The sequence below is a fragment of the Phenylobacterium sp. genome, from assembly GCF_036264965.1.
Lineage (GTDB): Bacteria > Pseudomonadota > Alphaproteobacteria > Caulobacterales > Caulobacteraceae > Phenylobacterium.
The window spans coordinates 1-26,159 of sequence record NZ_DATAPY010000124.1 but is presented as its reverse complement, the minus strand read 5'-3'; the positions used below and the strand labels follow the sequence as shown (position 1 = coordinate 26,159).

The following is a 26,159-nucleotide window of genomic DNA, read 5'->3' as shown; positions in this document are numbered from 1 at the left end:
TTGACGGCGGGTTTACACGCCGCGGGGCTCTTGGACGGGGTGTCGCCGGTGAAACTTTCGGCTCTTGTGTGTGCGCACAACGACGAGGCGCGGCTGGCCCAGTGCCTGCGCGCGCTCGAGTTCTGCGACGAGGTCGTGGTGGTGGCGGACCGCTGCACCGACCGGTCTCAGGACATCGCCCGCCAATACGGCGCGCGCGTGATCGATGGCATCTTCCCGATGGAAAGCCAGCGCAAGGCGGCCGGGGTCGCCGCCTGCCTCGGAGAATGGGTTCTTGAGGTCGAGCCGGACGAGCATGTCGACGCCACCCTCGCCTACGAAATCCGCGCCGCCATCCACGGTCGCCCCGCTGGCGACTGGTTCGACGTGCCGGTGCACAATTTCGTCGGCGGCGCCCTGGTGCGCCGCGGCTGGAGCGCCGGCCTCGGCGAGGTGATGGCCGCGCGGCTCTACCGCCAGCGGGTCAAGCGCTGGAAGGCCGGGCGCGTCGATCCGACGATCGTTCTGGAAGGCCGCTTCGCGGGCGAGCTGGAAACCCCGCTGCGCCGCGACGCCGAGGCTGATGTCGGCCAGATGATGGCCCGCCTCAATCGCCGCAGCGCGCTGCGCGCCCAGGACCTCGCCGACGCGGACCAAGCCGGCGGCCTGCTGGGCGATGTAGCGCGCGGCCTCGGCCGTTTCTGGACCAGCTACGTCTGGCGTCAGGGCCTGCGCGAAGGCGAGCTGGGCTTCCTGATCGCGCTGATGGCGGGCCTCGACGCCGTGCTTTCGGGCGTGCGCGCCCGCGATCTGGTCAAGGCGCGCGCCGCCATCGCCGCCGAGCCTGCCCTGCAGCCGACCCGCCTCGGCGTCGCCGGCCGCCGCTAGGGCTCACGCATCAGGGCGGCGATGGTCCGCGCCAGTTCGTCCATGGTGAAGGGCTTGCGCAGGATGGTTGCCTCCCTGCCGAGCGCCGCCTCAGCCTGATCGGTGTCCGCATAGCCGCTGGCGAAGACGATGGGCCTGTCCGGACAGAGCCGCCGCGCTCGCTCGATCACCTCCGGCGCCACCCCCTTGCCGGTGTCGGCGACGTTCAACTCGACATAGTCGCCCGGCCCTAGGCTAACGCCTCGCCGGCCTTATGCGTGGGCGGACCCTCGATGTGGGCTGCTTTCGCGGGCGGCTTCGAGACGCCCAGGCGCTCCAACAGATGGTCGCCGACCCGCAGGGCGTTCGCCACGGTGGTCAGCGTCGGGTTCACCGAGGCGATGGCGGGGAAGAAGCTGGTGTCGGTGACATAGAGGTTGTCCAGCTCGTGGGCCTTGCAGAGCGGATCCAGCACCGAGCTCTTCGGATCCTTGCCGAACCGGACCGTGCCTGCCTGATGCGCGGTGCCATAGAGCGGCAGCAGGCTGTCGAACGCGAAGTGGTGCTGGCTGATCGGATGGGCGTGGTCGACGAAACCGTCCAGCGAGGCGTGCAGCTTCTTCACCAGCCGCTCGTGCCCCTCCAGGTTGTTGTAGGTGTAGTCCAGGCAGATCCGCCCATCGGACGCCAGGCGCACCCGGTTCTCCGGCAACGGCAGGTCCTCCGAGATCACCAGCATCGACAGCATCCGCTCGGCGACGTTTTCGGACAGGAAATCCGGCATCAGGCCGGGCGGCAGCCAGTCGCTGACCTGCCCCTCAATGGTCTGGCCGCTCATGTATTCCAGCAACTGGATGTGGCCCATGGGGAAGTTGTAGCTGCCGTCCGGATCGCCCCAGTAGAAGTCGTTGCAAGCCAGGGTCTTGGGGAAGGTGATGTCCACATGCGCGGCGGTCAGCGAGACCATGGCCGTCAACGTGTGGAACATGTAGTTGCGCCCCACCTGGTCGGAGCCGTTGGCCAAGCCGTTGGGATGGGCCGCATTGGCCGAGGCCAGCAGCACCGCCGCCGAATTGGCCGCGCCGGCCGCCAGCACCACGATGTCGCCGGTCCAGCGCTCCTCCCCTTGCTCGGTCTGGCAGACCACCTCGGTCACCGTCTTGCCGGAGGGATCGGTCTCCAGCCGCGTCACCTTGCGGCCGGTCACCAGCGTGATGTTCTCCAGGCCCATGATCGGCTCGATGGCGATGGTCCGCGCGTCGGACTTGGCCTTCAGCAGGCACGGATAGCCGCCGCAGGTCTTGCAGCGGATGCAGGCCGAGGTCACCGGATGCGCCTGGTCCAGGTTGATCCCGAGCGGCAGGGTGAAGGGCTTCCACCCCTGGCTCACCCAGTGGCCGCGCAGCTGCGAGATGCCCGGATCGTCGTGCACCGGCGCAAAGGCGTAGGGCGGCTCGTTCCCCTCCTCCGTCGGATCGTCGCCGCGCGCGCCATGCACCCGCCACAGCGTCTCGGCCTCCATGTAATAGGGCGCCAGGTCCGTCAGGCTGATCGGCCAGGCCGGCGAAACGCCACCGGCGTGTTGCACTTCGCCGAAGTCGCCCCCGCGCAGCCGCATCAGGGCGGCGCCATAGAAGGTGGTGTTGCCGCCGACCCAGTAGTGGGTGTTCGGCTGGAACGGCTTGTCGTGCTTGTCGTACCACTTCTCCTGGGTGCGGTAGCGGCGCTCCACGAAGACCGCCTTGGGGCTCCAGTTCTCCGCCTCGCGCGGCAGCTGCTCGCCGCGCTCCAGGATCAGGATGGTCTTGCCGCTCGCGGCCAGCCGCTGGGCGATCGTGCCGCCGCCGGCGCCCGATCCGATGATCACCACGTCGAAGTGCGCCATGCCTCAAGCCTCCAGATGATATTTGGCCGACGCGCGGCTCAGGATCGCGATCAGCAGCGCCTGCGGCATGTAGTGCAGGATCACCGCGGCGATCTTGTTGTGCAGGCCCGGCACGACAACCACGCGACCACGGTCGTTGGCCGCCAGGGTGGCTTCCGCCACCTGTTCGGCGGTCTGGAAGAACCGGCGTGGCGCGCTATCCATGATCGTCTTGGTGCCATTGGCCTCAGCGAATTCGGTGAGGGTGAAGCCGGGACAGGTGACGGTGACCCGCACGCCCGTCCCCTTCAGCTCGGCGGCCAGCGACTGGCTCCAGCTGACCATCAGGCTCTTGGCGCCCGGATAGAGGCTGTGGCCTGCCACGCCCGGCGCGAAGGCGGCCATCGAGCCGACATTGACGATCGCGCCGCGCCCCCGCGCCACCATGCCGGGGATCACCCCGTGGGCCAGGCCGCAGGCGTTGACCACCAGGGTCATCAGGAAATCCCGCTGGCGGCTCCAGGGCACGCCCGTGAAGCTCTGGGCGATGGAGAACCCGGCGTTGTTGACCAGCACGTCGACCACCCGCCCGCGCTGCGCCACCGCGGCCAGCACCGCCGTGCAGGCCTCGAAGGCCGCCAGGTCCGCCGGAATCGCGAAGGCCTCGATCCCATGGGCGGCCGAAAGCTCGGCGCCCAGCGCCTCCAGCCGATCGGCCCGCCGTGCGACCAGCGCCAAGTCGTAGCCCCTGGCAGCATAGGCCCGCGCGAACGCCGCCCCGATCCCGGCCGAGGCCCCCGTGACAAGGGCTAGAGGTCGCGGCGGCTTGGCGGGGGCGTTCATGACCTCAGTTGCGGCGTTCGCCCCGCGCGCGTCAAACGCAACCTCCCCGGACGGGTTAACGGGCGCTTATATGCCAATGGGCCAAACAGGGTTCGACAAGCTCTGTTACCGGATTGACATTCGTTCTCGTGAGCAGCGAAACCCCTTCCCACGAGGACGCGGCCAATCGGCGCCCGCGCCGCCAAAACAGGACACAATGAGCGAACCTTTCGCCAAGAAGCTGGAACTGGTCCTCAAGGTGCTGTCGATGAGCCGTGCGCGGCTCGCGGCGGATTTGGGCGTCGACAAGTCCGTGGTCGGCCGCTGGGTTTCCGGCGCTGTGCAGCCCTCGGCGCACAACCTGTCCCTGCTGTCGGGACTGATCGCCCAGCGCATCGCAGGCTTCACCACCCTGGACTGGGACCGCAGCCTGGCCGCCTTCGCCGAACTGATCGGCGCCGACCTGAAAGCGGTCGCCAGCCACGATCCTTCTGCGGATAGCGCCGCATCCGGCCTGCCGATCCTGGGGATGGAGCAGTTCCTCGCCGCGACCTCCCTGCGCGGCCCGGCCTACGAGGGGTTCTACCGCACAACCCGGCCCTACATCCTGTCGCCCGGCCGCTTCATCCACGACCACGCCATGGTCCGGACCGATCCCAACGGCCTGATGCGCATACGGATCGGCGCCGGCGGCACCATCGCCGACGGCTGGATCCTGCCCGCCGGCAACCAGCTCTTCGCCGTCACCGTCGACGTGATCAGCGGCGCAGTGCTGTTCGGCATCTTCCATGGCGTCGCGACGCCCAAGGCCGAGGTGATCGATGGGCTGGTGCTGGCGCCCTCGCTCGATGTCGGCCGCACGCCCGCGGCCTATCCGATGCTGCTGGAGCGGGTTGAGGACCTGAGCGGCGAGATATCGGCGGACGACCATCGGTTCCTCGAATTGGCCGCGCGCGATCCCGTGGCGCCGGAGGGCTCGGTCCCCGAGGCGGTGCGCCGGCATCTCTGCGGCGACTTCGGACCCGCGGCCATGGCGCTGGGCGGCGACCTGCTCCTGCGCCTGCCGTTGCTTGCCTCGATGTCCCGCGGACCGGCCTACCGAGAGGCGCCCATCGCGGCCAATGACCGGCGTGCGCCGGCCGCGCCTCGGGGCTAGCCTTCGACGACGCTTTCGCTCAATGGCGCGCTCAGGCTGAACACCACCCCGGCCGGGGCATAGACCAGCCGCACATTGGCCTTCAGCTCCGAGGCCAGGCCGCGCTCGATCAGGCGGCTGCCGAACCCGGGCTGCCCCGGCGGCCCCACGGGCGGACCGCCCGTCTCGCGCCAGGTGATCTTCAGCCGGCGCGCAGCGCCCTCGCCGGCCAGGTCCCAGGTCAACGACACCCGGCCTTCCGGCGTCGAAAGCGCCCCGTACTTGGCCGCATTGGTCGCCAGCTCGTGCAGCCCCATGGCCATGGCTGTCGCGGTCTGCGGCGCCAGATGCACCTCCGGCCCCGCGATGGTGAAGCGCTCGCCATCGCCATGCGGATTGGCCATCTCGGCGGCCACCGAGGCCAGGCTCGCCCCGTTCCAGGCCTCCGCCACCAGCACGTCGTTGGCTCGCGCCAGCGCCACCAGTCGGGCCATGAACCGCTCGCGCGCAACCGGCGAGACGTCCGGGCCGCGCAGACTCTGGGCGGCGATCGCTTGCACGGTGGCCAGGCTGTTCTTCACCCTGTGATTGAGTTCATTGGCCAGCAGCCGCTGGCGCGCATCGGCGCTCTTGCGCTCGGTGATATCGGTCAGGGAGATCGCCACCCCGCCGCCCCGCATCGGCACGATCCGCAGCTCCACCACCCGGTCGGGCCGCAGCCGCGAACTGGTCTCGAAGCTGGTCGAAGCAGCCTCGTTCATCGCCGCGCGGCAGTAGGCTTCGAAGGGCGTGCCGGCCCCTTGCGGGAACACCTCCCACAGGTCGCGGCCCAGGACCGCCTCGCGGGCGACCCCGAAATACTCCTCCGCGGCGCGGTTGAAGACCACGAAGCGCCAATCGGCGTCCAGCGCATAGAAGGCGTCGCTGACGCTCTCCAGCACCGCCTCAAGGCGCGCTTCATAGCTGGAATCTGATGGCGAAGACTTCGACATAGCCGCCTGTTGCGCAAAGCTCGACCGCAACCCTAGCAGGCATTCACGCTCGCGGGCAGTGCGTCGCCACGACGCGACCGACGTCAGGCCGGGTGGGCCAGCGCCAGGTCGGAGATCAGCCGCGCTGAGGACCGCAACAGCGCTTGAGCCCGGCGCGATTGGGTCTCGCGCATCAGTTCCGGCAGCGACACCCAGGTCAATTCCGGCTGCGCCTTGGTCCAGCGCAGGAAGTCGCCGAGGAAGGTCCAGGCGGCGGTGTCGTGCGCCAGGTGGTGGCTGAGCAGGCCAATGGGCGCGTCCCACAACCCCGCCCGGCGCCGGCGGCGCAGTTCAGCGGCAAAGTCGGCCAGTAGCTTGCCGCGTCCGCGGAACCGCGGGCCCCCGCGCCAGCGCATCAGGTCCAGATGGATGTCCAGCCGGCAACAGCTCCCGCTCGCCGAAACCGTTCCCCCTGCCGACCAGCCGACATAGCCGTTGGCGCGCAGCGCGCGCTCCAGATGCGGATGGATGTCGTTCCACGGGGGCGCGAACACCTTTAGGGCCCGCGGCAGGTTCTCGATGCGGCGCCAGCCGGCGGTCATCGCCTCTTCCAGCTGCTGCTGGCTCCAATCGTGCGGGAACTCGCCGGCGGCTGGGCCTTCGCGACGGTTCTGATGGTCGACGCCGTGCTGGGCGACGGTGACCGTCGCCGCGTCCTGGAGCCGGCTCCCCAGCCCCGACATCTCACCCACAGGCACCACCGCCAACGCCAGCGGCGTGCCGGTCAGGGCCGAGATCTGCACCAGGCGATCGAGCAGCAGCCGGTCGAGCGCGCCCGTCGAGCCGGAGGCGTCATCGTCACGCCACCACAGGCGCGCGGTGTGTCCCGCCGCCTTCCAGCGCCGCAGTTCCAGCCACAGCCGTAGATTGTTGAAGCCCACGGCGCGTCCCTCAGGCCGCCCGGGCCAGGGCGACGGCCGGCTCGTTCGCGGCCTCGACCGACGGCCGGTCGAGATCGGCGCGCAACGCCGAGATCAGCGGATACAGCCCCGCCATCATCGCGATCATCAGGCCCCACCCGCCCTCTTTCCAGCCACGCCGCTTGACGTAGCACTTCCAGAACCGGCGCAGCCCGCGCCAGACGTTGTCCGCAATGCCCATCTTGCCGCCGTGCTCCCGCAGGTCCTGCGCCTTCAGGTCGGTGTAGCGGTCGAGGCGCCGGAACACGTCCGAGACGCTGTCGGCGAACTGGTGATGCAAGGGGCTGGTGAACTTCGGACCTTCCGGGCCATCGAACGTCACGCCCGGGTGCACTCGCTCATGGCCCCAGCGCTTCGAGCCCCGGCGATAGAAGCGCGCGGCCAGGCTGGTGCCGAACGCGCCGCCCCAGCCGTGGCGGATCAGGCGGTCGCCCACGTAGTTGTCGATGGGCGCCTTACGGAAGGCGAAGCGGGTGTCGTCCAGGCTGGCCAGGATCTCCTGCGCCAGCTCGGCGCTGACGATCTCGTCGGCGTCGATCTCCAGGATCCAGTCGCCGGTCGCCGCATTCATTCCGGCCGCGCGGCGCGAGCCTTCCAGCGGGAAGACCCCGCTCAGCATCACCGCCCCATAGGCCTCGCCAATGGCTCGCGTGCGGTCGGTGCAACGGTCGAGGACCAGCACGATCTCGTCGGCGAAACCGAGGGCGTCCAGACACCTCGCGAGGCGCTGCTCCTCATTATGCACGCACAGCACCGCCGAAAGTCTGGTCATTAACGTCCCCCTAACGACATGAAGGACGCCTTCGGGCCTGTGTCACCTCAGCAAACAACCGTCACCGCGGCGCATTGTCGCGATTCGTTTTATGTAATTTTTATAGGGACTTGCGGGCTTTCCGACTGTTACGCCAGCGTTACAGGCGTGTATCCAACCCGGCTTTGTGCGCCACGCCCGGGCCGCATATCGCCACCACTCTTTGCACTCGGCGCAACTGCGGACTATCCAGCGCGGCCTGCGATCTTCGCGAAGGGGGCAAGAACCGCCATGAAGGAACTGCGGCCAGGCGAACCGACTCCCTGGTTCTTCGCGCGAAGCGTCCTGAACCCCAACTACAACTTCTCGTCCGTCGCCGGCCGCTACGTCCTCCTGGGCTTCGCCCCGTCCGACCCCGAGCGGCGGCGGCGGATGTTCGCGGTCATGCAGGCCAATGTCGACCTCCTGCGCGACAACCACCTCGCCTGTTTCACCGTCCTGAACGACGAGGAGACCTTTGCGCGGGCCCGCGATCGCAACGGCGTGCGCTGGTTCTTCGACCCCGATGGCGAGATCGCGCGCCTTTATGGCGCCTTGGACGAGGCCGGCGCCCAGCGCGCGATCTGGGTGGCGATCGACCCGTCCCTACGCATCCTCTTCACCAGCCCGGTCGAGGAGAGCGAGCAGGTCTTCGCCCGTCTCCGCGCGCTGCCGCCGCCCGACCTCCACGCCGGCGTGCCCCTGCACGCGCCGGTGATGATCGTACCGCGGATCTTCGATCCCGAGCTCTGCCGGCGCCTGATCGCCGACTACGAGACGCAGGGCGGCAAGCCGTCCGGGGTGATGCGCGAGCAGGACGGCAAGACAGTCGGCGTGCTCGACAATTTCAAGAAGCGCTACGACGCCGACGTCATGGACGAAGCCCTCCGCGTCGAGGTCCGCACCCTGATCGGCCGGCGGCTGACGCCGGAGCTCCTGAAGGCCTATCGCTACCGCGCCACCCGCGTCGAACGCTACCTCGTCGCGCGCTACGACGCCGAGGACGGCGGCTACTTCCGCCCGCACCGCGACAATCTCACCAGCGCCACCGCCCATCGGCAATTCGCCGTCTCGATCAACCTCAACGCCGAGGATTTCGAAGGCGGCGACCTGCGCTTCCCGGAGTACGGGATGCGCACCTACCGGCCGCCCACCGGCGGCGCCGTGGTCTTCTCCTGCTCGCTGCTGCACGAGGCCCTGCCGGTCACCAAGGGGGCCCGCTACGCCTTCCTGCCCTTCCTCTACGACGAGGCGGGCGAGACATTGCGGCTGAAGAACCTGCATCTCCTCGTCCCGTCGGAGCCCGCGCCGGCCGAGGCCGCCTGACGCTTTTGAGGGTTCCGAGCGTGCGAAGCAGGGCTTAGGAGGAGCGCCATGACCGGCTGGCGTCTTCCGTTGATCCTGATCGCGGCTCTGGCCCTCACCGCCGGAGCCGCGGCGGCAAAGCCGCTCTCCGTCGGCTTCTACCTGCCGTGGGACGCCGCCTCGACGGCTTCGCTCGGCGCCCATGCCGGCGCGCTCGACGTCGTCGCGCCAATGTCCGGGGCGCTCGATTCGCCGATGGGCCACGTCCGCTGGCAGCCGGACCCGGCGCGTGCGGCCGCCCTCGCCGCGGCCCACGGCAAACCCAAGGTCTTCCCCATCGTCTCCAACGCCCATGACGAGGTCTGGGACGCCGCCGCGGCGGACGGCGTGCTCCTGAACCCGCAAGCCGGCGACGCCTTCATCGCCGCCCTGGCCGCCGAGGCGAAGGCCCAGGCCTACGGCGGTTACATCCTCGACTTCGAGAACCTCAGCCCCGCCGGCGCCCCGGCCTACGCCGCCCTGCTTACCCGCCTGCACGCCGCCCTGAAGCCGCTAGGCCGCGAGCTCTGGGTGACCTCGACCCTGGGCGCGGACCCGGCCCAGGTCCGCGATCTGGCCGCGGCGACCGACACCGTGGTGCTGATGGCCTATGATCAGTGCTGGGCCACCTCGACCCCCGGGCCCATCGCGGGGATCGACTGGTTGACCGGCAAGGTCTCCGAGCGGCTGGCCGACCTCGACGCGGCCCACGCCATCGTGGCCGTGGGCGCCTACGGCTACGACTGGCCGCAAGGGGGTGTCGCCGCCGTCGTCTCCGTCGCCCAAGCCCAGGCGCTCGGCCGAGCCAGTCACGCCGCCGTCACCCGGAACGCGCCGGACGGCAATCCGCACTTCAGCTACGTGACGGCCGACGGCCGCGCCCATCAGGTCTGGTGGCTGGACGCCGCCGCGCTCCGTTCGCAGATCGGCCGGGCGCTCGCGCGGCATGTTCGGGGCGTCGCGATCTGGCGCCTGGGCCTGGAGGACCCCGCCCTTTGGGCCAAGCCCGGGCTGAGTCCGGCTCCGGACCCGCCCATGTCTCCCGCGCCGCCGCCGTCGCCCTGCACCATGGTCCCGCATTGACAGGTCCCGCGCGGACCGCTGCATAGGCCCGAGCACTTTCGGGGGAAGAGCATGCGAGCCGCCGTCGTCGCGATCCTGGCGGTCTTCGTCCTCGCCGCCCCCGCCGAGGCCCAGTCACCCGCCTACCGATTCCTCCACAGTGACGACCCGGTCGCCGACGCCAACGCCTATCTGCTGACCCTGCTGGCCGCCGATCCGCAGGCCCGAAGCGCCCTGGCCGCCGACCCCGACCTGCAGGCCCTGCACGCCCGCCTGAGCGACACCCGCGCCGTCGCCATCAAGGCCTGCCGCGCCCAGCCCGCCTGCCCCGTCGACCAGCTCATGCTCACCGACGCCGAGATCGCAAAGGTCGGCGACACCCTGGCCCGCCTCGCCCAGGCCGGCGGCCCACTCAGCCGCCTGGTCCGCGACCAGCTCCGCCCCTCCGGCCGCGCCCAGAAATACGCCGGCCTGGACGACGCTGGCCTGATCCGCGGCGCCTGGGCCGACGCGGCCGCGGGCCTGAACCGCCTCTACCGGGTCTACGCCCTGGCCGAAAAGCCGCGCTACGCCGAGATCGACGCCATCTCCTACGCGCCCGCCGAGCCGCACTTCCGCCAGATGCTGCGCGAGGCCCTGGAGGTCTCCGCCGACCGCGAAGACCAGGCCCTGCCCTTCCACGCCTGGTCCGCTGTCGCGTTCGACCTGCTGGCCATCAACCAGCGCGACGAGGCCGCCCGCTACGAGCCGCTCGAAACCGGCGAGAACGCCGCCGCCTTCGCCCGGGCCCGCAAGACCGACTGGAAGACCAGGCCCTACACCGCCATCGTCGTGCCCGGCATGGGGACCGAGGGCGCGGAGGTCCATGTCTCCCCGGTGGGGTCCTTCCGCGACCGCCTGGCGGTGAAGCGCTGGCGCGAGGGCCTGGCGCCCTTCCTGATCGTCTCCGGCGGCCACGTGCATCCCAACAAAACGCCCTTCGCCGAAGCCATTGAGATGAAGCACGACCTGATGGCCCACTACGGCGTCCCGGCCGAGGCGATTGTCGTCGATCCCTACGCCCGCCACACCACCACCAACCTCAGGAACGCCACGCGCCTGCTGTTCCGCATGGGGGCGCCGCTCGACCGCCCGGTGCTGATCACCACCTCGCGCGACCAGAGCCTGTCGATCGAGCTGCCGTCCTTCGCCCAGCGCAACGCCGCCGAGCTCGGCTACCAGCCGATGACCGGATACAAGCGCCTCTCGCCCTTCGACCTGGCGGCCATCCCGGACCTCGTCTCCCTGCACGCCGACCCGCAGGATCCGCTCGACCCGTAACCGCCCGCCTCATTTCCGCGAATGAGGGTGTATAAGACGCGTGACCGCGCCGCCCGTGGAGCCCGCATGAAGACCACCCTCATCGCCCTCGCCCTCGCCCTCGCCCTGCCGGCCGGCGCCGCGTCCGCCCAGCCGCTGGACCTGCGCCTGCCCGATCCCGCCGCGCCCGCCGTCGCCTTGCCGATCCCGGCGCAGGCCGCCAAGCCCATGCCGGACATCGCCAACCCGCTGGACCCGCTGGCTCGCCCCGCTCTGCAGTCCAAGACCCTGGACACTGCCGTCTTCGCCAAAACAGCCGTCGAGACCAAGCTCGCGGGCCGTTCCGACCTCACCGGCGGCCTCGGCTTCATGTGCGGCCTCCAGCCTGGTCACACCGAGAGCGGCGGCGCCGCAGCCTATGGCAGCGACCCCCACGGACGCTTCGTCGGCGCGAAGTTCAGCCTCGCCTTCTAAGGCCGCGCTTTACCGCGCGAGCTCTGCCCGCCAATACTCCCGGCTCAGTTCTGTTCGGGGGATAGCTTTCATGCACCGCAAGATCTTGGCCGCCGCGCTCGCCCTGGGCGTGGCTCATTCGGCGATGGCGCAAGGCGCGCCGCCCACGGAGCTTCGCCCCGACCAGGTCCGCTTCCGCGCCCTCTACAAGGAGCTGGTGGAGACCAACACCTCGCTCAGCGTCGGCTCCTGCACCGAGGCAGCCGCCAAGATGGGCGCGCACCTGAAGGCCGCGGGCTTCCCCGACAGCGACATCACCTACTTCTCGGTCCCCGATCACCCCAAAGAAGGCGGCGTCGTCGCCATCCTCCACGGCTCGTCCAAGACCGCCAAGCCGATGCTCTTGCTCGGCCACCTCGACGTGGTCGAGGCCAAGCGCGCCGACTGGACCCGCGATCCCTTCGTCTTCATCGAGGAGAACGTCTACTTCTACGGCCGCGGCACGTCGGACATGAAGGTGATCGACGCCACCTGGGTGGACATGCTGGTCCGCTTCAAGGAACAGAAGTACGCGCCCAAGCGCACCATCAAGCTGGCGCTGACCTGCGGCGAGGAGACGCTGGCGGCCTTCAACGGCGCCGACTACCTGGCCAGGAACAAGCGCGACCTGATCGACGCCGAGTTCGCCCTGAACGAGGGCGGCGGCGGCCGCGCCGACAAGGACGGCAATGTCCAGACCCAGGGCGTGCAGGTCGGCGAAAAGGTCGTCCAGCAGTTCCGCATGGAGACCACCAATCCCGGCGGCCACTCCTCCGTGCCGATCAGGGACAACGCCATCTATCAGCTGGCCCAGGGCCTTCTGAAGGTGCGCGACTACGACTTCCCGCTGCAGCTCAACGACGTCACCCGCGCCTTCTTCGCCAAGGCCGGCGCCGGGCGCACCGACGAGACGGGCAAGGCCATGGTGGCGATCTCGAAGGACCCCAACGACAAGGTGGCCGAGGCTGTGCTCAACAAGGATCGCGGCTTCCACTCCATGCTGCGCACCACCTGCGTCGCCACCCTGCTGGACGGCGGTCACGCGGAAAACGCCCTGCCCCAGCGGGCCGGCGCCAACATCAACTGCCGGATGTTCCCGGGCGACACCATGGAAGGCGTCAAGGCCCAGCTCGAAAAGGCCATCGGCGACCCCGGCGTGCAGCTGACGCCGCTGCAGCCGATCCGCGCCAAGTCCATGCCCGCGCCGCTCGATCCCAAGATCATCGGCCCGATGGAGAAGGTGGCGGCCAAGTACTATCCGGGCGCTCCGGTGATCCCGACCATGTCGACCGGCGCCAGCGACGCCCTCTACCTCATCCCGGTGGGCATCCCGACCTACGGCGTCCCGGGCTTCTATTCCGGCCCTGAGGGTTCCGGCGCCCACGGCCTGAACGAGCATTCCGCGGTCCGCTCGGTCTACCTCGGCCGCGACTTCCTCACCGACCTGGTGAAGACCCTCGCCGACGCCGGCTGACGGCTACGAAGAGGGCCCGGCGCAAGCGCCGGGCCCTTTGGTCCGTTCAGCCGCGGCGCCTAGCGCCAGTGGCAGACCCTGTGGTGGTGGCGCCAGGTGCAGACCTGATGGCGATGGTGATCTGGGTAGGCCTGCGCCACCCCGGCGCTCAGAACGACGACCAGAGCCAGGGCGGCGATTGCGGTTTTCATGGTGTTTCCTCCAGGCGGAAGCCTCCCCCCGGCCACGCGGCCCGGAGGCTCGCGAACATAACGTGGCGCCAAAATCGGGGTTGCCCCGCGAACGGCGCTATCTGTGCAGGCCCCCGCACCGCGCAAACGAAAAGGGCCCCAGCTTTCGCCGGGGCCCTCGTCTAGTCTTTAGCCGTCGTCAGCTCAGGCGAAGGCGACTGCCGCGCGGCGGCGGCGCAGAACCGCGCCCAGACCGCCAAAGCCGACCAGCATCAGCGCCCAGGAGGTGGGCTCGGGAACGCCCACCTGCAGGAAAGCATCACGACCGGCGACCGCGCAGGTCGGGGTGCAGCCGCTGCCGACCGTGCCCGAGGTGTCCGCCGAGAACCACCAACCGCCCGTCGGCGAACCGGTCACGCTGCCGTCGCTGTTCGAGAAGAAGTGGTTGCCGGTGCCCAGGGTCAGCAGCTTGCCGGTGCTGGAGTCAAAGGTCGCCCCGATGCCGGCGAAGGTGATGCCGCCGCTATTGTGCACGTCGAAGACGAACGGGCTCGGCAGGGTATTGGGGGCAGAGTCATCGATTTCAAATGCGTTGTCGAACTCGCCGAACGGCGAGTTCTTGAAGTCACTGTTGGTCGGCGGGGTGTCGCTGGACGGGGGGAGATAGGTCACCTGCGACGCCAACACCGTCGACGTCGGATCCACCGTCACGGTGCTGTTTGGGCTGTCCAGCAGGTTGAACCCGAACATCACGTGGCCGTTGCCGTTGTCGGCGAACAGGCCCGGGTTCGTGAGCGTCACCGTGACCTGGATGTCGTTGGCGTCGACCTCATTGACCTTCACCGTGCCATACGAGGTGGCGTTGAGGCCGTTCGGCGCCAAGTTCAGCTGGGTGAGCCAAGTCGCCGCGTTCGCCGAGCCGGCCGACAGAGCCAGCAAGGCCGCCGAGGAAAGGGCAGCGGCGCCAGAGAGCAAGAGCTTCTTCATAATTTCAATCCCCACCAAAATGTCCGCGACGGAAACTGCATTGCTGCATCGTCGCTATCGTTAGTGAGGTGTAAACCAGACCTGCCGAAGCTGAGCAATAAGGTTCCCCTCAGACGAGAAGCTTCTCCCCCAGAACGGGAAATCTTCCACCGGCAGGGTGCCCTGAGGCCGGAAATTCAGCCTTCGCCTGCCCTTTATCGGCCGGCCAGAAGGCAAAAGGCCCCGGCTCGCGCCGGGGCTTTCGCTGGGTCGTCAGCGTCAGGCGAAGGCGACCGCCGCGCGGCGGCGGCGCAGAACCGCGCCCAGACCGCCGAAGCCGATCAGCATCAGCGCCCAGGAGGTGGGCTCGGGAACGCCGACCTGCAGGAAGGCGTCACGACCGGCGATCGCGCAGGTCGGGTCGCAGCCGCTGCCGACCGTGCCCGAGGTGTCCGCCGAGAACCACCAACCGCCCGTCGGCGAACCGGTCACGCTGCCGTCGCCGTTCGAGAAGAAGTGGTTGCCGGTGCCCAGGGTCAGCAGCTTGCCGCTGCCGTCGACGGTGTAGCCGTTGCCGGCGAAGGTGATGCCGCCGCTGTTGAACACGTCGAAGACGAACGGGCTCGGGAGCGTATTGGGGGCGGCAGGGACAATGTCGAAGGCGTTGTCGAACTCGCCGAACGGCGAGTTCTTGAAGTCACTGCTGGTCGGCGGAGCGTCGTCGGCCGAGGGGCTGCTGTAGGTCACCTGCGACGCCAATACCGCCGACGTCGCATCCACCGTCACCACGCTGTCCGGGCTGTCCAGCAGGTTGAACCCGAACATGATGTGGCCGTTGCCGTTGTCGGCGAACAGGGCCGGATTGTTGAGCGTCACCGTGACTTGGATATTGTCGGCGTTGATTTCGTTGACCTTCACCGTGCCGTACGACGTGGCGTTGAGGCCGTTCGGCGCCCAGTTCAGCTGGGTGAGCCACGTGGCGGCGTTCGCCGAGCCGGCCGACAAAGCCAGCAAGGCCGCGGAGGAAATAGCTGCGGCGCCAGCGCCGCAAAGCAGCTTCTTCATGATCATCGCCCCATCCTAGGCGCCCCAACGTAACCATTGCGAATGCAAACGCTGAGCAGGCCAATTGTTAACTAGCTATTAACCATTCCATCGAAGGGCGCGCAACGTCGTTCCCCCCCGAGGGGAAGAATTCGCTCTCTGGTAGCGTGAATTCGGAGCAGCTCAACCGGCGCGGGGACTAGACTTGGCGGGCTCGGCTACTGCCTTGGTCGCCCGACCTGGATCAAGCTAGGCGGTCGGGACGGATGATCAAGTAAAGATCCCGGAACGTCGCTTCGAGTCCCTCGAAGCGAGACCCGCGCCAACGTCCGTACACTATTGGATTTGCAAACAGCTCTGTCATCCCGGCCGAAAGCCCGCGTTTGCGGGCTGTCGAGCCGGGACGCTGGAGCAACCGCGGAGCAGAATGCCCCGGGTTTCGGCGCGAAGCCTAGCCTCGCGCCGAGCTTCGGCCGGACCCTAGGCCAGCGCGACCGCCGCCCGGCGACGGCGCAACACCGCGCCGACCCCGCCGAAGCCGAGGATCATCAGGCCCCAGGTGGCCGGCTCGGGCACCGCGTTCTGGATCTCGGTGAAAGCGTCCCGCGCGGCGACGTTGTAGGTCTGCCCGGTCGCGCCGTCGTAGATGTCGGCCGAGAACCAGTTGCCGAGCGCGTTCGACGTGAAGTGGTCGCCGGTCCCCAGGGTCAGCAGCTTGCCGGTGCTCGGGTCAACGGTCGCCCCGATGCCGGCGAAGGTGATGCCGTGCGGATCGAAGACGGTGAAGATCAGCGGATCCTGCTGGCCGCCCGCCTGACCGTTCCCCGAGTTCAGGGCGATCTCGTTGGTGAAGGTCCCGAACACGCTGTTGGTGAAGCTCCCGCGCCCGTCGTCGAAGAACTTGGGGTTCGACGGGTCGGTGGTGATGGCGTTGGGATCGTCCGTCGCCGCCGCATGCGGCGTGGTCACCTGGTCGGCGTAGAGGGTGCTGAACACGAAGGGATTGTGCGGCCCGCCGGTGTTCACGAATTCGCTGGCAGCGTTGGTCAAGTCCACCTCGACCTTCAGCGAGTCAGGGGTCAGCTCGGTGATGGTGACGGTGCCAAAAGGGGTCGCCGACAGGGAAGAAACGCCGTTGTTGTCCTTGTACTCCAGCTGGGAGACATAGACCGCTGCGTGCGCCGCCGGCGCGGCCATCAGGCCCGAGACGCAAAGCGCCGCCGCAGCAGCGCCGAACAGGAATTTCTTCATCACAGGATCCGCCTTCGTCCGAGAGAGCTGAACCGCGCCCCAGGACGCATTTGCTCATGCTAAGCTTAAGCTTGGGTATCGACGGGCCAGGATGGCCGACCGAGTTCCCGCCTTAAGCGAGAAGTCCTGCCTCGCAAGTCGCGTGCCAGGGGACTTCCGGTTCAAACCGGGACACTGATCTGCGGCGCGCCGCCCTCAGGGCGTGTCCTGCTGGTCCCTCGGCTTCTGGAACTTCACCGGCATCGGGTCCTTGCCGCCCTCGGCGATGAAGCGGTCGATCCGCGCGCGGAGCACCGGCAGCGGCACGGAGCCGGTCGACAGCACCGTGTCGTGGAAGGCGCGGATGTCGAACTTCGGCCCCAGCGCCGTCTCCGCCTTCGCCCGCGCCTCGACGATCGCCATCATGCCCAGGTAGTAGCTGAGCGCTTGTCCCGGCCAGGAGATGTAGCGGTCGACCTCAATCTCAATGTCGTGGTCGGCGAGCGCGGTGTTGTCGTGCAGGTAGGCGATGGCTTGCGCTCGGGTCCAGCCCTTGTGGTGCACGCCGGTGTCGACCACCAGCCGCGCCGCCCGCCACATCTGGAAGGTCAGCATGCCGAAGCGGTCGTAGGGGGTGTCGTACATCCCCATCTCGACCCCCAGCCGCTCGCAGTAGAGCGCCCACCCCTCGCCGTAGGCCGAGATGTAGACGTTGCGCCGGAACGGCGGCAACTGGTCCTGCTCCTCGGCCAGCCCGCCCTGCAGCGAATGCCCCGGCGCACTCTCATGCATCGTCAGCGCCGTCAGGTTGTAGAGCGGCCGTGACGGCAGGTCGTAGGTGTTCAGCAGGTAGGTCGTCGTGCCCCCGCGCGCCGAGGTGTAGAAGGGCGCGATGTCCGGCGCGACCGGCTCGATCCCGAAGCGGCTGCGCGGCAGCCAGCCGAAATAGGCCGGCAGCTTGCCGTCCACCCGCTTGGCGATCCAGGCGGCCCGGTTCAGCAGCTCCTGCGGGTCCTTCACATAGAACTGCGGGTCGGTGCGCAGGAAAGCCAGGAACGCTGGGAAGTCGCCCTTGAACCCGGTCTCCTTCATGACGTCCAGCATCTGGGCGTGGATCTTGGCGACCTCCGAGAGACCCAGCTGGTGGATCGCCTCCGGATCCATATCCAGCGTTGTGAACTCCTTGATCTGGGCGCGGTAGTAGGCCTTGCCGTCCGGCAGGGCCTCGGCCGCCAGGGTCTCGGTGGCGTGCGGGATGTAGTCGGTGTCGAGGAAGGTCAGCAGCTTGGCGTAGGCCGGTTGCACCGTGCCTTCGATGGTCCGCTTGGCCTCGGCCTTCAGCGCCGCCTGGTCGGCCGCGCTGACCGAGGCCGGCATGTGCTGGAACGGCTTCCAGAACAGCGTGTGCTCCGCGTCCGGCGCCTGGCTGACGATCGACACCGACTTGTCGCGCCCCACCAGCGTCGCCCTGGGCGAGGTGAAGCCGCGCGCCAGGCCCGCCTTCATGTTCACCGTCTGGTCGTCGAAATACCGCGGCAGATCGCGCATCTGCGCGATCCAGTTCCGGTAGTCCTGCGTGGTGTGGAAGGTCCGGCTCGCCGTGAACCCCAGGTTCGACCAGAACTGGGAGTCCGAGTTGAACGGCTTCTCGTACTCGCGGAAATGCTGCTGGGCGACGCGGGTGGCGATCTGGTCCTTGTAGACCTCATAGTTCACCGCCTCGTCCGGCGAGAGGTCCTTCTCGGCGACACCGTCGAGCTGGTGCAGCACGTCCTGCCAATGGGCCAGCCGCCGCGCCTGGCTGGCGGCGTCGACCTTGCCCAGCTTGTCGGGAATGGCCGCCGCATCGCCGCGCTCGCCCGGGAACTCCGTCTTCCGCCAGGCCCACTCGGCCTTGTAGATCGCCTGGAATTTAGCATCTGCCGGACCCGGCGCGGGCTTGGCGGCGTCCGCCCAGGCTCCGCCCGCCAGCACCAGTCCCGCCAGGATCACGCCGGCCGCCAGCCCTACTCGCATCGCACCACCCCTCAGGCCTCAACGCCCAGGGAACAGGCCTACGTCGAATCCGCCCGGCCTGCCAACTAGACGCCCTCTTCGACCACCGGCCGCTTCAGGACCGCCAGCACCGCCGCCACGGCGCAGCCGGCGATGATCCCGGTCGTCAGGTCCTTGGCCAACGTCAGGCCGAAGGTGGTCAGCAGCACCAGCGCACCGCGCCAGTCGCTGAGCAACCGCCAGAATTCCTTCTTCTCCGCCATGCCCCAGCAGACCGCGACCAGCACGCCTGCGAGCGCCGACAGCGGCGCATAGCTGGCCAACGGGGCAGCCACCAGCATGAAGACCAGCAGGAAGAGCGCGTGCAGCATCCCCGCCACCGGACTGCGCCCGCCGGCCCGCACATTGGTGGCCGTCCGCGCGATGGTGCCGGTCACCGCGATGCCGCCGAACAGGGCCGAGGCCATGTTGGCGATCCCCTGGCCGACCAGCTCCATGTTCGAGCGGTGCCGCCGCGCGGTCATGCTGTCGGCCACCTTGGCCGAGAGCAGGCTCTCCACCCCGCCCAGCAGGGTGAAGGACAGCGCCGTCGGCAGCACCGCCAGCAGTTTGGCCCAACTCACCGCCGGCAGGCTGGGCAACGGCAGGGCATGCGGGATGCCGCCGAACCGACTGCCGATCGTCTCCACCGGCAGATGCAGCAGCGCCGCCAGCGCCGCGGCGAAGCTCAGCGCGATCAGCATGCCCGGCCAGTTGGGCCGCAACCGCCGGATGAGGAAGATGAGCACGGTGACGCCCGCGCCCAGCGCCAGGGCCGCCGGATTGAGGCTCCCCATCACCTGGCCGAGCGCGCCCAGCTTGGGGATCAGCGGCCCCGGCTCCGGCCCGGCGAGCTTCAGCCCGCCCAGGTCCTTGAGCTGGCTCGCCAGGATGGTCACCGCGATGCCGCAGGTGAAGCCGACGGTCACCGCGTGCGGGATGTGGCGGATCAGCGAGCCCAGCCGCAGCAGCCCCGCGAGCGTCAGGAGCGCGCCCGACAGCAGCACCGTCAGCAGCAGGCCCTCGACCCCGAACCGCGCGACCGTCGCCGACACCAGCACGATGAACGCCCCGGCCGGCCCGCCGATCTGGAACCGGCTGCCGCTCAACAGCGAGACGACAAACCCACCCACGATGGCGGTGTAGAGCCCGCGATCCGGCGACACGCCCGAGCCCACCGCGATGGCCATGGAGAGCGGCAGGGCCACGATAGCGACGGTGAGCCCCGCCACCGCGTCGCGCCGCAGGTCGCCTGCCCCATAGCCTTCGCGCAGCACCGTCGCGAGCTTGGGCAGGTAGAGGTTCGCCGTGGCCGTTCCGTCCGGCATGCCGCGTCCTTGAAGAAAGCTGCAGTCCCCGCGCCTGCAGGATCGCGCTCCGCCGCGCGCATCGGCAACTCGGGGGCAATACGTAAGCTCTAGGCCCGTTCGCAGCCTTGTCCGGACAGGAATTTCCTGTCGCGGCGACACGAAACGCGCTTTGGACTAAGCTTCTGACGATCCGCCAGCCCGACCGAGGCCCCGATGACCGCGCAAAAGACGGCTAAGCTGAAGAAGAGCGAGACGCTCGAAATCCGCCTGCCCTACCCGACCAAGCTCGCCTTCATGGCCCGCTGCCGCGACGAAGGCCGCTCGGCCAGCGAGGCCCTGCGCGGCTTCATCGACGGCCAGGTCGAGGGCGCCGGGACCTCCCGCGCCGCCCGCCGGACTGACCGCCTGATCCTCGGCGCGCTGGCCGCCGCGGCCATGGGCGCGGTCGCCCTGCCCTCGCTCGCCCACCCCAGCCTGCGCGCCGAATTCGACCGCCTCACCCACGGCGCCGACGCCCTCACCGCCGCCGACTTCCAGCGCCTGGATACGAACCACGACGGCAAGATCACCTACGCCGAATTCCGCGCCGCCGAAGAGCGCTAGGCTCGTTTCCGAGACTCCGCGGCAGCGGAGGCTCAGTCTTTTCAACCACGGAAAACACGGAGAGATCACGGAAGACGCCGGCGCTTTCCGTGCTCTTTCCGTGTTTTCCGTGGTTCCCTTTTCCTTGGTTTCCGCTTCGCGGGGCCCTCTCACTTCACCCGCTGCAGGAACCGGCTGAAGTCGACGTTGAACCAGGTCCACGGCTTCAGGATCGAGGCGTTCCGCCAGGACAGCATCACCATCTGCGCCTTGCCGACGACGTTCTCGGCCGGCACGAAGCCCATGCCGATCTCCCGCGGCCAGCGGCTGTCCAGCGAGTTGTCGCGGTTGTCGCCCATGAAGAAATAGGTCCCGGCCGGCACCAGATAGACGCCGGTATTGTCGGCCTCGCCATCCGGCGCGCCGCCATAGGTGATGTAGCGCCGCCCGTTCGGCGCTGTCTCGAGCACCTGCGGCACGATCCGGCCCGGATCGTCGTGGTCCGGCGCCAAGCCCGCGCTCTCCCGCGGGATCGCTCGGCCGTTCACGACAACCACGCCCTTGACCACCTGCACCCGGTCGCCCGGCAGACCGATCAGCCGCTTGATCACGGATTCGCCCGGATCGGCGGGCCGGTGGAACACCACCACGTCGCCTCGCTCCGGATCATGCCCCAGGATCCGCCTTCCATGCATCCACGGGAACAGGTTCAGGTTGAAGGGGATCGAGGCCCGGCTGAAGCCGTAGGACCATTTGGAGATCACGATGTAGTCGCCGGTCACCAGGCCAGGCTCCATCGACGACGACGGGATGGTGAAGGGCTCGAAGATGAAGATCCGCAGCACCGTGGCGAGGGCGAGCGCCAGGCCCACGGTCTTGAAGATCTCAATCACTTCGCGCCTGAGGCCGCCCGTCTTGTTCTCGGGCAGGCTCACATCCTGGGCGGTCATGCCGCAAACTCACATCGCTACGCCGGCCAGTCGCAGCCCGCGGCGCAGGGTCTGAGCGCCCAGGTCCCGCGGTTCAACTCGAACCCTGTCGGGACAGGCCGCTGTCGTGTCCGGACAACGCTCGACAGGTCCGCGCCGGGCGGCGATATCCTGGCGGCGATGATCAAGACCGCTCCACCGATGCCGCCAGGCGCCCTCGAAGGCCCCGCCGCCTGGCGCGCCGCCAGCTTCGCCGCGGAAGAATGGGTAATCCATCTGACGGGCGCCGAGGTGGCAGAGGTCGAAGCTGCGGCGCACCGCCTGGCCAGCGTCGACGCCGACCTGATCCACATCCGCGCCGAAGACTTCCCCCTGCCCATCCTTGGCCCCCGTCTGGCGGCGCTGCTTCACGGCGAGGTGCTGGAGGGCCGCGGCTTCGCGGTGCTGCGCGGCGTGGACCCCGCGCGCCTCAGCCGCCGCGAGAACGCCGCCGCCTTCCTCGGGATCGGCGCGCACCTCGGCGCCTTCCGGCCACAGAACGCCAAGGGCCACATCCTGGGCCACGTGAAGGACCTCGGCCGCTCCGGCGACGATCCCACCGCGCGCCTCTACCAGACCCATGAGCGGCAGACCTATCACACCGACAGCTGCGACGTGGTCGGCCTCTATTGCCTGCAGCCCGCCAAGGCCGGCGGCCGGTCCAGCCTGGTGAGCTCCGTCACCCTTTACAACGAGATCCGCCGCCGACGTCCCGACCTGGCGGCCGTCCTTTTCGAGCCTATCGAGACCGACCGCCGCGGCGAGGTTGGCCCGGGCGAGCGACCCTATTTCACCATTCCGGTCTTCAACTGGCATGCGGTCCGCTTCGCGGGCATCTACCAACGCCAGTACATCGAGAGCGCCCGGCGCTTCGACGACGTCGCCACGCTGACCGCCTCGCAGGTCGAGGCCTTGGACCTGCTCGACGCCCTCGCCGAAGACCCGGCCCTGCACATCGAGCTCGATTTCCTGCCGGGCGACATCCAGCTCGTAAACAACCACGTCCTGTTCCACGACCGCACCGCCTTCGAGGACTGGCCCGAACCCGAGCGCCGCCGCCACCTGCTGCGCCTGTGGCTCGCCCCGCCGCACGCCCAGGCCTTGCCGCCGGTCTTCGCCGAGCGGTTCGGCACGGTCACGCCGGGCGAGCGCGGTGGGGTCTCGGTTCCAGCCGATCGCTGGATCGTGCCGCTGGAGGCGGAGTAGCCGCTACGGTCGCCTCGAAGCCAGATAGGCCACGACGTCGGTGATCTCCGCCTCGCTCAGGCCCTTGGCCGGCGCCTGCATGAGCGCCACCGCCGGGCCGCTCCGCGCACCGGTCTTGATGTCCCACAGCGCCCGCGCCAGGTAGGTCGCCGCGCGCCCCGCCAGCGGTGGGACATCGCCCGCGCCCTTCAGCTCGGGCCCATGGCAGGCCGCGCAGGGCTGGCCGCCCTGGCCGCCGCGCTTCACCAGCGCCTCCCCGCGGCTCACCGCACCCGGCGGGACGTAGTCGACGATCCCCACATGCGGGTCCGCGAGATAGAGCGCCGGCATGTCCTCGGAGACCTCGATGATCCGCCCCTTGATCGGCTCCGTCCCGCCGTTCGGGACCAGCTCCAGCCAGCCGTAGGAGATGGCCTTGGTGACCGGCGCGGCGTCGGTCTCCACGACGCGGACGAAGGGCTTGCGCGGCAGGGCGGCGAAATAGGCCGCGGCCTGGGCGAGGTCCGGATCGGTGACCTTCTGCGCCGCCTTGATCATCTCCAGGCTGTCGGGCCGGTCATGCACCGCCGACTGGCGCCGGCCGGCGCGGAATTCCTGCACCTGTTGGATGATGTAGGCGGGGCTCAGGCCCGCGAGGTCCGCCGCCGCCAGGAAGCCGTGGCCGTCGTAGAGGTGGCATTCCGCACAGGGCGTCGGGCCGCCCGGCGGCTGGTGCGCCACGACCGGCGGCGGCGCGGGATGCTCGTCCGGGAACCAGTCGACGGGATTGGCGTCATCCATGATCTGCGCGCGGGTGAAGGCGAGCGCGCTGCCCGGGACGTGAACCGGGTCCGATGTGGCGGGCGGCGGCGGCGCAGGGTCCTTCGTCTGCGGATAGGCCCAGCTCATCAGTGTCGCGCCCGGCTCGGGCTTCGGCCCACAGCCAGCCAGCGTCACGGCCAACAGCATCAGGGCGGCCGGCGTTCGCATGCCTTGGGTCTTTCGAGACTCGGGCGCCCACCGCGCCGTCGCAAGCTAGGCCGCGGTTGCGTCCGCACAACTGCACATTCTTGACGGCCCGGCCCCGGGCGGCGGCGGCGCGCAAAAAACCTTCGCTTCACGCCGCGTCCGATCGCCTATGCTCGTCCGAAAGAGCTCCAGGGAACGCCGCCATGACCGAACTCGTCGCCACCCATGACGCGGGTCACGTCCGCACCATCACGCTGAACCGCGCCGACAAGAAGAACGCGCTCAGCCAGGCGCTGGCCTGGGGCGTGATCGAGGCCGTCGACAAGGCCGCGCTGGACGACAACGTCTGGGTCGTCGCCATCACCGGCAGCGGCGACGCCTTCTGCGCCGGCCTCGACCTGTCGCCCGGCGCCGAGCCCTATTCGCCCTACACGCTCATGACCACCCAGCTCGACGACATCGGCTGGGTCGGCCAGTTCCTGCTGGCGATCCGCAAGCGCTGCGACAAGCCGGTGGTGGGCGGGATCAACGGCGTGGCCGTCGGCGCGGGGCTCGGCCTGGCCATGGCCACCGACGTGCGGCTGATCGCCCGCAGCGCGCGGCTGATGGCCGGCTACACCCGGATCGGCGGCTCGCCGGACGCCGGCCTCACCGTCACCCTGCCGCAGGCCATGGGCTACGAAAAGGCCATGCGCTTCATGATGGAAAACCGCACCCTGGTCGGCGACGAGGCGGTGGCCTGGGGCATGGCCGGCGAGGCGGTCGACGATGACGGGTTCTCTCCGCGCCTGGCGGAATACTGCCAATCCCTCTGCGAGTGGTCGCCGATCACGCTTCGCCTCTTGAAGCGCGGCATGGTCCGCTCCACCGAGGCCGTCGAGATGGAGTCCCAGCTGCGCTACGAGGTCGCCAACATCCGCAAGGCCTTCGGCAGCGAGGACGGCCAGGAAGCCCGCCGCGCTTTCCTCGAAAAGCGCAAGCCGGCGTTCCAGGGGCGCTAGGGCAGGAATAGGCGGGCGCAGTCGGAACCAGGGCGCGGACCGGGAATTGAGGGCTGAAACAACCCCTCCCGGAGAGACCGCCATGGCCAACGCCCCGCAACTCGACGCCATCGCCCTGCTGAAGGCTGACCACCGCAAGGTCGAAGACCTGTTCGCCAAGTTCGAATCCGCCACCGGCGACGGCAAGAAACAAGCCCTCGCCGAGCAGATTTGCATGGAGCTGACCATCCACGCCAAGATCGAGGAGGACATCTTCTACCCGGCCTGCGAGGGCTCGGTGGAGGAAGACCTGCTCAACGAAGCCTATGTCGAACACGACGGCGCCAAGGTGCTGATCGCCGAGATCGAGGCCGGCGGCCCGGACGACAGGTTCTACGAGGCCAAGGTCAAGGTGCTGTCCGAAGAGATCGCCCACCACATCGAGGAGGAAGAAAAGCGCGTCGAAGGCGTGTTCGCCCAGGCCCGCAAGGCCGGCCTCGACATGGACGATCTCGGCGCCCGCATGGCCGCCGAGAAGGAACAGCTCATGGCCGCCTACAAGACGGGCCTGCCCCGTCCCGAGGCGCCCACCCTGCAGGGCACGAGCCTGGCCTGAAGTGGCCTGAGGCTCCCCCGGAGTCGCCCAAAGAAAAAGGCCCGGCGTTTCCACCGGGCCTTTTCAACGGGTCCCAGAGGTCGGGCTTACCTGCCGCCCGCCGTCGGGGTCGCCGCAGCAGGCGCGGCCGGCTTGGCCTCGGCCTGCTGGCGGCGATGGCCCATCATCATCTTCTGGGCGGCGGCCAGCTCGGTCTTGTCGATGAAGCCGTCGTGGTTGGCGTCGATCGTGTCCCATTGGGCCAGCAGCATCTTGCCGATCTGGCCCTTCAGCTCGGACTTCTCGATCTTGCCGTCGATGTTCGAGTCCAGCATGCCCATCAGCGCGCTGGCCTGCAGGGCCTCGTCATAGTTCACCGGCTTGACGGAGGTTTCGTCGATCCAGCGATAACGGATGCGGGTGAAGAACATCTCTTCCCAGGACTGATCGCCCCAGACCACCTGCTTGGAGGGGTCGGGGTTGTGCGGATTGCGCTTGGAGTTGTCGTAGACGTAGTGCGCGATCAGCTTCGAGCCCGCCGGCACCTTGATCGGCTCGGCGAAGGTGTAGTGGCGCTGCCAGTTGAACTCATAGTGCGGCAGCGAGAGCAGGAGCTTCTCCTTGCCGTCCGGATAGCGGATCCACACGTCCGACGAGGCCCCGCGGTAGTGGGCATGCGGGAAGGCCGAATAGAGCAGCGCGTCCTTCGGGAACTCCAGATAGGCGACTTCCTCGTGATGCCCGTCGTTCGGCGGCAGGACGATCGCGTTGTTCACGATCTGGGAGTTGTGCATCACCAGGTCGGGTTTCTCGCTGTCTTTGTAGAAGTAGAGCGCGATCTGGGTGGTGTCGGTCTGCTCCTTGCCGAACGGGGTGTAGTGCGTCTGGAAGCCGATGCCGCCGCCCGCCGGGATGTAGGTTCCGGCGTCCTTCGGCGCGATCTCGCTCTCGGCGCCGACCGCATAGCTGCCGACCGAGGCGCCCCACTTGTTCTCGAACGCCTGCTCGCCGGCCTTCGGCGGATCGGCGATGAAGCCGGTCAGGACG

The 26,159-nt window shown here is 68.9% G+C and carries 25 protein-coding genes and 1 pseudogene; 11 read left to right on the top strand and 15 right to left on the bottom strand.

Features of this window, described 5'->3' with window-relative positions:
• Positions 1-48: 48 nt before the first annotated feature.
• Positions 49-867, top strand: a complete 819-nt coding sequence (locus VHS75_RS16410; RefSeq protein ID WP_329639689.1) for a glycosyltransferase — start codon at positions 49-51, stop codon at positions 865-867.
• Here the strand turns inward: VHS75_RS16410 and VHS75_RS16405 are convergent.
• Genes VHS75_RS16405 through VHS75_RS16395 form a run of 3 tightly spaced genes read right to left on the bottom strand, consistent with a single transcriptional unit; the run spans position 864 to position 3,553 of the window.
• Positions 864-1,076 (bottom strand): hypothetical protein, encoded by a 213-nt coding sequence (locus VHS75_RS16405; RefSeq protein ID WP_329639688.1) that lies wholly within the window; start codon positions 1,074-1,076, stop codon positions 864-866. The two genes, VHS75_RS16410 and VHS75_RS16405, sit on opposite strands and share 4 nt — an antisense overlap.
• A gap of 20 nt (positions 1,077-1,096) precedes the next feature.
• Positions 1,097-2,731 (bottom strand): GMC family oxidoreductase, encoded by a 1,635-nt coding sequence (locus tag VHS75_RS16400; RefSeq protein WP_329639687.1) that lies wholly within the window; start codon positions 2,729-2,731, stop codon positions 1,097-1,099.
• Positions 2,732-2,734: 3 nt separating this feature from the next.
• Entirely contained in the window at positions 2,735-3,553 is an 819-nt protein-coding gene (locus VHS75_RS16395) for an SDR family NAD(P)-dependent oxidoreductase (protein WP_329639686.1), read from the bottom strand.
• 196 nt (positions 3,554-3,749) lie between these two features.
• Between VHS75_RS16395 and VHS75_RS16390 the strand changes: the two genes are divergently transcribed.
• Entirely contained in the window at positions 3,750-4,688 is a 939-nt protein-coding gene (locus VHS75_RS16390) for a helix-turn-helix transcriptional regulator (RefSeq protein WP_329639685.1), read from the top strand.
• Here the strand turns inward: VHS75_RS16390 and VHS75_RS16385 are convergent.
• The 3 genes from VHS75_RS16385 to VHS75_RS16375 form a co-directional block, all read right to left on the bottom strand.
• Positions 4,685-5,659, bottom strand: coding sequence for a sensor histidine kinase (locus VHS75_RS16385; protein ID WP_329639684.1), 975 nt, complete (start codon positions 5,657-5,659; stop codon positions 4,685-4,687). The two genes, VHS75_RS16390 and VHS75_RS16385, sit on opposite strands and share 4 nt — an antisense overlap.
• A gap of 83 nt (positions 5,660-5,742) precedes the next feature.
• The gene (locus tag VHS75_RS16380) at positions 5,743-6,579 is read right to left on the bottom strand and encodes a polysaccharide deacetylase (RefSeq protein ID WP_329639683.1); all 837 of its coding nucleotides are present in this window, start codon (positions 6,577-6,579) and stop codon (positions 5,743-5,745) included.
• 10 nt (positions 6,580-6,589) lie between these two features.
• Positions 6,590-7,390 carry a glycosyltransferase family 2 protein gene (locus tag VHS75_RS16375; RefSeq protein WP_329639682.1) on the bottom strand — a complete coding sequence of 267 codons (801 nt, stop codon included), beginning with the start codon at positions 7,388-7,390 and terminating at the stop codon, positions 6,590-6,592.
• Positions 7,391-7,660: 270 nt separating this feature from the next.
• Here VHS75_RS16375 and VHS75_RS16370 point away from each other — a divergent pair, with 270 nt between their 5' ends.
• The 5 genes from VHS75_RS16370 (at position 7,661) to VHS75_RS16350 (ending at position 13,079) form a co-directional block, all read left to right on the top strand.
• Entirely contained in the window at positions 7,661-8,734 is a 1,074-nt protein-coding gene (locus VHS75_RS16370) for a 2OG-Fe(II) oxygenase (RefSeq protein WP_329639681.1), read from the top strand.
• Between the two features lie 48 nt (positions 8,735-8,782).
• Positions 8,783-9,835, top strand: coding sequence for a glycosyl hydrolase family 18 protein (locus tag VHS75_RS16365; protein ID WP_329639680.1), 1,053 nt, complete (start codon positions 8,783-8,785; stop codon positions 9,833-9,835).
• 51 nt (positions 9,836-9,886) lie between these two features.
• Positions 9,887-11,134, top strand: coding sequence for a YdcF family protein (locus VHS75_RS16360; protein WP_329639679.1), 1,248 nt, complete (start codon positions 9,887-9,889; stop codon positions 11,132-11,134).
• A gap of 66 nt (positions 11,135-11,200) precedes the next feature.
• Positions 11,201-11,587, top strand: a complete 387-nt coding sequence (locus VHS75_RS16355; protein ID WP_329639678.1) for a hypothetical protein — start codon at positions 11,201-11,203, stop codon at positions 11,585-11,587.
• 70 nt (positions 11,588-11,657) lie between these two features.
• Positions 11,658-13,079 (top strand): M20/M25/M40 family metallo-hydrolase, encoded by a 1,422-nt coding sequence (locus VHS75_RS16350; protein ID WP_329639677.1) that lies wholly within the window; start codon positions 11,658-11,660, stop codon positions 13,077-13,079.
• A gap of 59 nt (positions 13,080-13,138) precedes the next feature.
• Here VHS75_RS16350 and VHS75_RS16345 read toward each other — a convergent pair whose 3' ends face one another.
• The 6 genes from VHS75_RS16345 to VHS75_RS16320 form a co-directional block, all read right to left on the bottom strand.
• Entirely contained in the window at positions 13,139-13,270 is a 132-nt protein-coding gene (locus VHS75_RS16345; protein ID WP_329639676.1) for a hypothetical protein, read from the bottom strand.
• 183 nt (positions 13,271-13,453) lie between these two features.
• Positions 13,454-14,236, bottom strand: coding sequence for a PEPxxWA-CTERM sorting domain-containing protein (locus VHS75_RS16340; protein WP_329639675.1), 783 nt, complete (start codon positions 14,234-14,236; stop codon positions 13,454-13,456).
• Positions 14,237-14,494: 258 nt separating this feature from the next.
• Entirely contained in the window at positions 14,495-15,280 is a 786-nt protein-coding gene (locus tag VHS75_RS16335) for a PEPxxWA-CTERM sorting domain-containing protein (RefSeq protein ID WP_329639674.1), read from the bottom strand.
• 459 nt (positions 15,281-15,739) lie between these two features.
• Positions 15,740-16,510 carry a PEPxxWA-CTERM sorting domain-containing protein gene (locus VHS75_RS16330; RefSeq protein ID WP_329639673.1) on the bottom strand — a complete coding sequence of 257 codons (771 nt, stop codon included), beginning with the start codon at positions 16,508-16,510 and terminating at the stop codon, positions 15,740-15,742.
• A gap of 195 nt (positions 16,511-16,705) precedes the next feature.
• Positions 16,706-18,505, bottom strand: coding sequence for a DUF885 domain-containing protein (locus VHS75_RS16325; RefSeq protein WP_329639672.1), 1,800 nt, complete (start codon positions 18,503-18,505; stop codon positions 16,706-16,708).
• Positions 18,506-18,570: 65 nt separating this feature from the next.
• Entirely contained in the window at positions 18,571-19,851 is a 1,281-nt protein-coding gene (locus VHS75_RS16320; protein WP_329639671.1) for a SulP family inorganic anion transporter, read from the bottom strand.
• A gap of 195 nt (positions 19,852-20,046) precedes the next feature.
• Between VHS75_RS16320 and VHS75_RS16315 the strand changes: the two genes are divergently transcribed.
• On the top strand, positions 20,047-20,436 hold the full coding sequence (locus tag VHS75_RS16315) for an EF-hand domain-containing protein (RefSeq protein WP_329639670.1): 390 nt from the start codon (positions 20,047-20,049) through the stop codon (positions 20,434-20,436).
• A 149-nt stretch (positions 20,437-20,585) separates the two neighbouring features.
• On the opposite strand, the gene lepB is transcribed toward VHS75_RS16315, so the two are convergent.
• Positions 20,586-21,365, bottom strand: a complete 780-nt coding sequence (gene lepB, locus VHS75_RS16310) for a signal peptidase I (RefSeq protein WP_329639669.1) — start codon at positions 21,363-21,365, stop codon at positions 20,586-20,588.
• 159 nt (positions 21,366-21,524) lie between these two features.
• On the opposite strand from lepB, the gene VHS75_RS16305 reads away from it, so the two are divergent.
• Positions 21,525-22,589: a TauD/TfdA family dioxygenase gene (locus VHS75_RS16305; RefSeq protein WP_329639668.1), complete on the top strand. Its 1,065-nt coding sequence runs from the start codon at positions 21,525-21,527 to the stop codon at positions 22,587-22,589.
• Positions 22,590-22,592: 3 nt separating this feature from the next.
• Here the strand turns inward: VHS75_RS16305 and VHS75_RS16300 are convergent, their stop codons facing one another.
• Complete coding sequence (locus VHS75_RS16300) at positions 22,593-23,558, bottom strand: c-type cytochrome (RefSeq protein ID WP_329639667.1); 966 nt, start codon at positions 23,556-23,558, stop codon at positions 22,593-22,595.
• A gap of 182 nt (positions 23,559-23,740) precedes the next feature.
• Between VHS75_RS16300 and VHS75_RS16295 the strand changes: the two genes are divergently transcribed.
• Positions 23,741-24,538: an enoyl-CoA hydratase/isomerase family protein gene (locus VHS75_RS16295; protein WP_329639666.1), complete on the top strand. Its 798-nt coding sequence runs from the start codon at positions 23,741-23,743 to the stop codon at positions 24,536-24,538.
• 82 nt (positions 24,539-24,620) lie between these two features.
• A complete protein-coding gene (locus tag VHS75_RS16290) occupies positions 24,621-25,133 on the top strand; it encodes a hemerythrin domain-containing protein (protein WP_329639665.1) in 513 nt (170 codons plus the stop codon).
• 86 nt (positions 25,134-25,219) lie between these two features.
• On the opposite strand, the pseudogene VHS75_RS16285 reads toward VHS75_RS16290, so the two are convergent.
• Positions 25,220-26,159 (bottom strand): annotated as a pseudogene (locus VHS75_RS16285) (hypothetical protein); the annotation flags it as partial.

Coding starts and splice junctions, on each gene's coding strand:
- VHS75_RS16400 (WP_329639687.1), bottom strand. CDS start 2,731: ATGGCGCACTTCGACGTGGTGATCATCGGATCGGGCGCCGGCGGCGGC.
- VHS75_RS16395 (WP_329639686.1), bottom strand. CDS start 3,553: ATGAACGCCCCCGCCAAGCCGCCGCGACCTCTAGCCCTTGTCACGGGG.
- VHS75_RS16390 (WP_329639685.1), top strand. CDS start 3,750: ATGAGCGAACCTTTCGCCAAGAAGCTGGAACTGGTCCTCAAGGTGCTG.
- VHS75_RS16385 (WP_329639684.1), bottom strand. CDS start 5,659: ATGTCGAAGTCTTCGCCATCAGATTCCAGCTATGAAGCGCGCCTTGAG.
- VHS75_RS16375 (WP_329639682.1), bottom strand. CDS start 7,390: ATGACCAGACTTTCGGCGGTGCTGTGCGTGCATAATGAGGAGCAGCGC.
- VHS75_RS16370 (WP_329639681.1), top strand. CDS start 7,661: ATGAAGGAACTGCGGCCAGGCGAACCGACTCCCTGGTTCTTCGCGCGA.
- VHS75_RS16365 (WP_329639680.1), top strand. CDS start 8,783: ATGACCGGCTGGCGTCTTCCGTTGATCCTGATCGCGGCTCTGGCCCTC.
- VHS75_RS16360 (WP_329639679.1), top strand. CDS start 9,887: ATGCGAGCCGCCGTCGTCGCGATCCTGGCGGTCTTCGTCCTCGCCGCC.
- VHS75_RS16355 (WP_329639678.1), top strand. CDS start 11,201: ATGAAGACCACCCTCATCGCCCTCGCCCTCGCCCTCGCCCTGCCGGCC.
- VHS75_RS16350 (WP_329639677.1), top strand. CDS start 11,658: ATGCACCGCAAGATCTTGGCCGCCGCGCTCGCCCTGGGCGTGGCTCAT.
- VHS75_RS16345 (WP_329639676.1), bottom strand. CDS start 13,270: ATGAAAACCGCAATCGCCGCCCTGGCTCTGGTCGTCGTTCTGAGCGCC.
- VHS75_RS16340 (WP_329639675.1), bottom strand. CDS start 14,236: ATGAAGAAGCTCTTGCTCTCTGGCGCCGCTGCCCTTTCCTCGGCGGCC.
- VHS75_RS16335 (WP_329639674.1), bottom strand. CDS start 15,280: ATGAAGAAGCTGCTTTGCGGCGCTGGCGCCGCAGCTATTTCCTCCGCG.
- VHS75_RS16330 (WP_329639673.1), bottom strand. CDS start 16,510: ATGAAGAAATTCCTGTTCGGCGCTGCTGCGGCGGCGCTTTGCGTCTCG.
- VHS75_RS16325 (WP_329639672.1), bottom strand. CDS start 18,505: ATGCGAGTAGGGCTGGCGGCCGGCGTGATCCTGGCGGGACTGGTGCTG.
- VHS75_RS16320 (WP_329639671.1), bottom strand. CDS start 19,851: ATGCCGGACGGAACGGCCACGGCGAACCTCTACCTGCCCAAGCTCGCG.
- VHS75_RS16315 (WP_329639670.1), top strand. CDS start 20,047: ATGACCGCGCAAAAGACGGCTAAGCTGAAGAAGAGCGAGACGCTCGAA.
- lepB (WP_329639669.1), bottom strand. CDS start 21,365: ATGACCGCCCAGGATGTGAGCCTGCCCGAGAACAAGACGGGCGGCCTC.
- VHS75_RS16305 (WP_329639668.1), top strand. CDS start 21,525: ATGATCAAGACCGCTCCACCGATGCCGCCAGGCGCCCTCGAAGGCCCC.
- VHS75_RS16300 (WP_329639667.1), bottom strand. CDS start 23,558: ATGCGAACGCCGGCCGCCCTGATGCTGTTGGCCGTGACGCTGGCTGGC.
- VHS75_RS16295 (WP_329639666.1), top strand. CDS start 23,741: ATGACCGAACTCGTCGCCACCCATGACGCGGGTCACGTCCGCACCATC.
- VHS75_RS16290 (WP_329639665.1), top strand. CDS start 24,621: ATGGCCAACGCCCCGCAACTCGACGCCATCGCCCTGCTGAAGGCTGAC.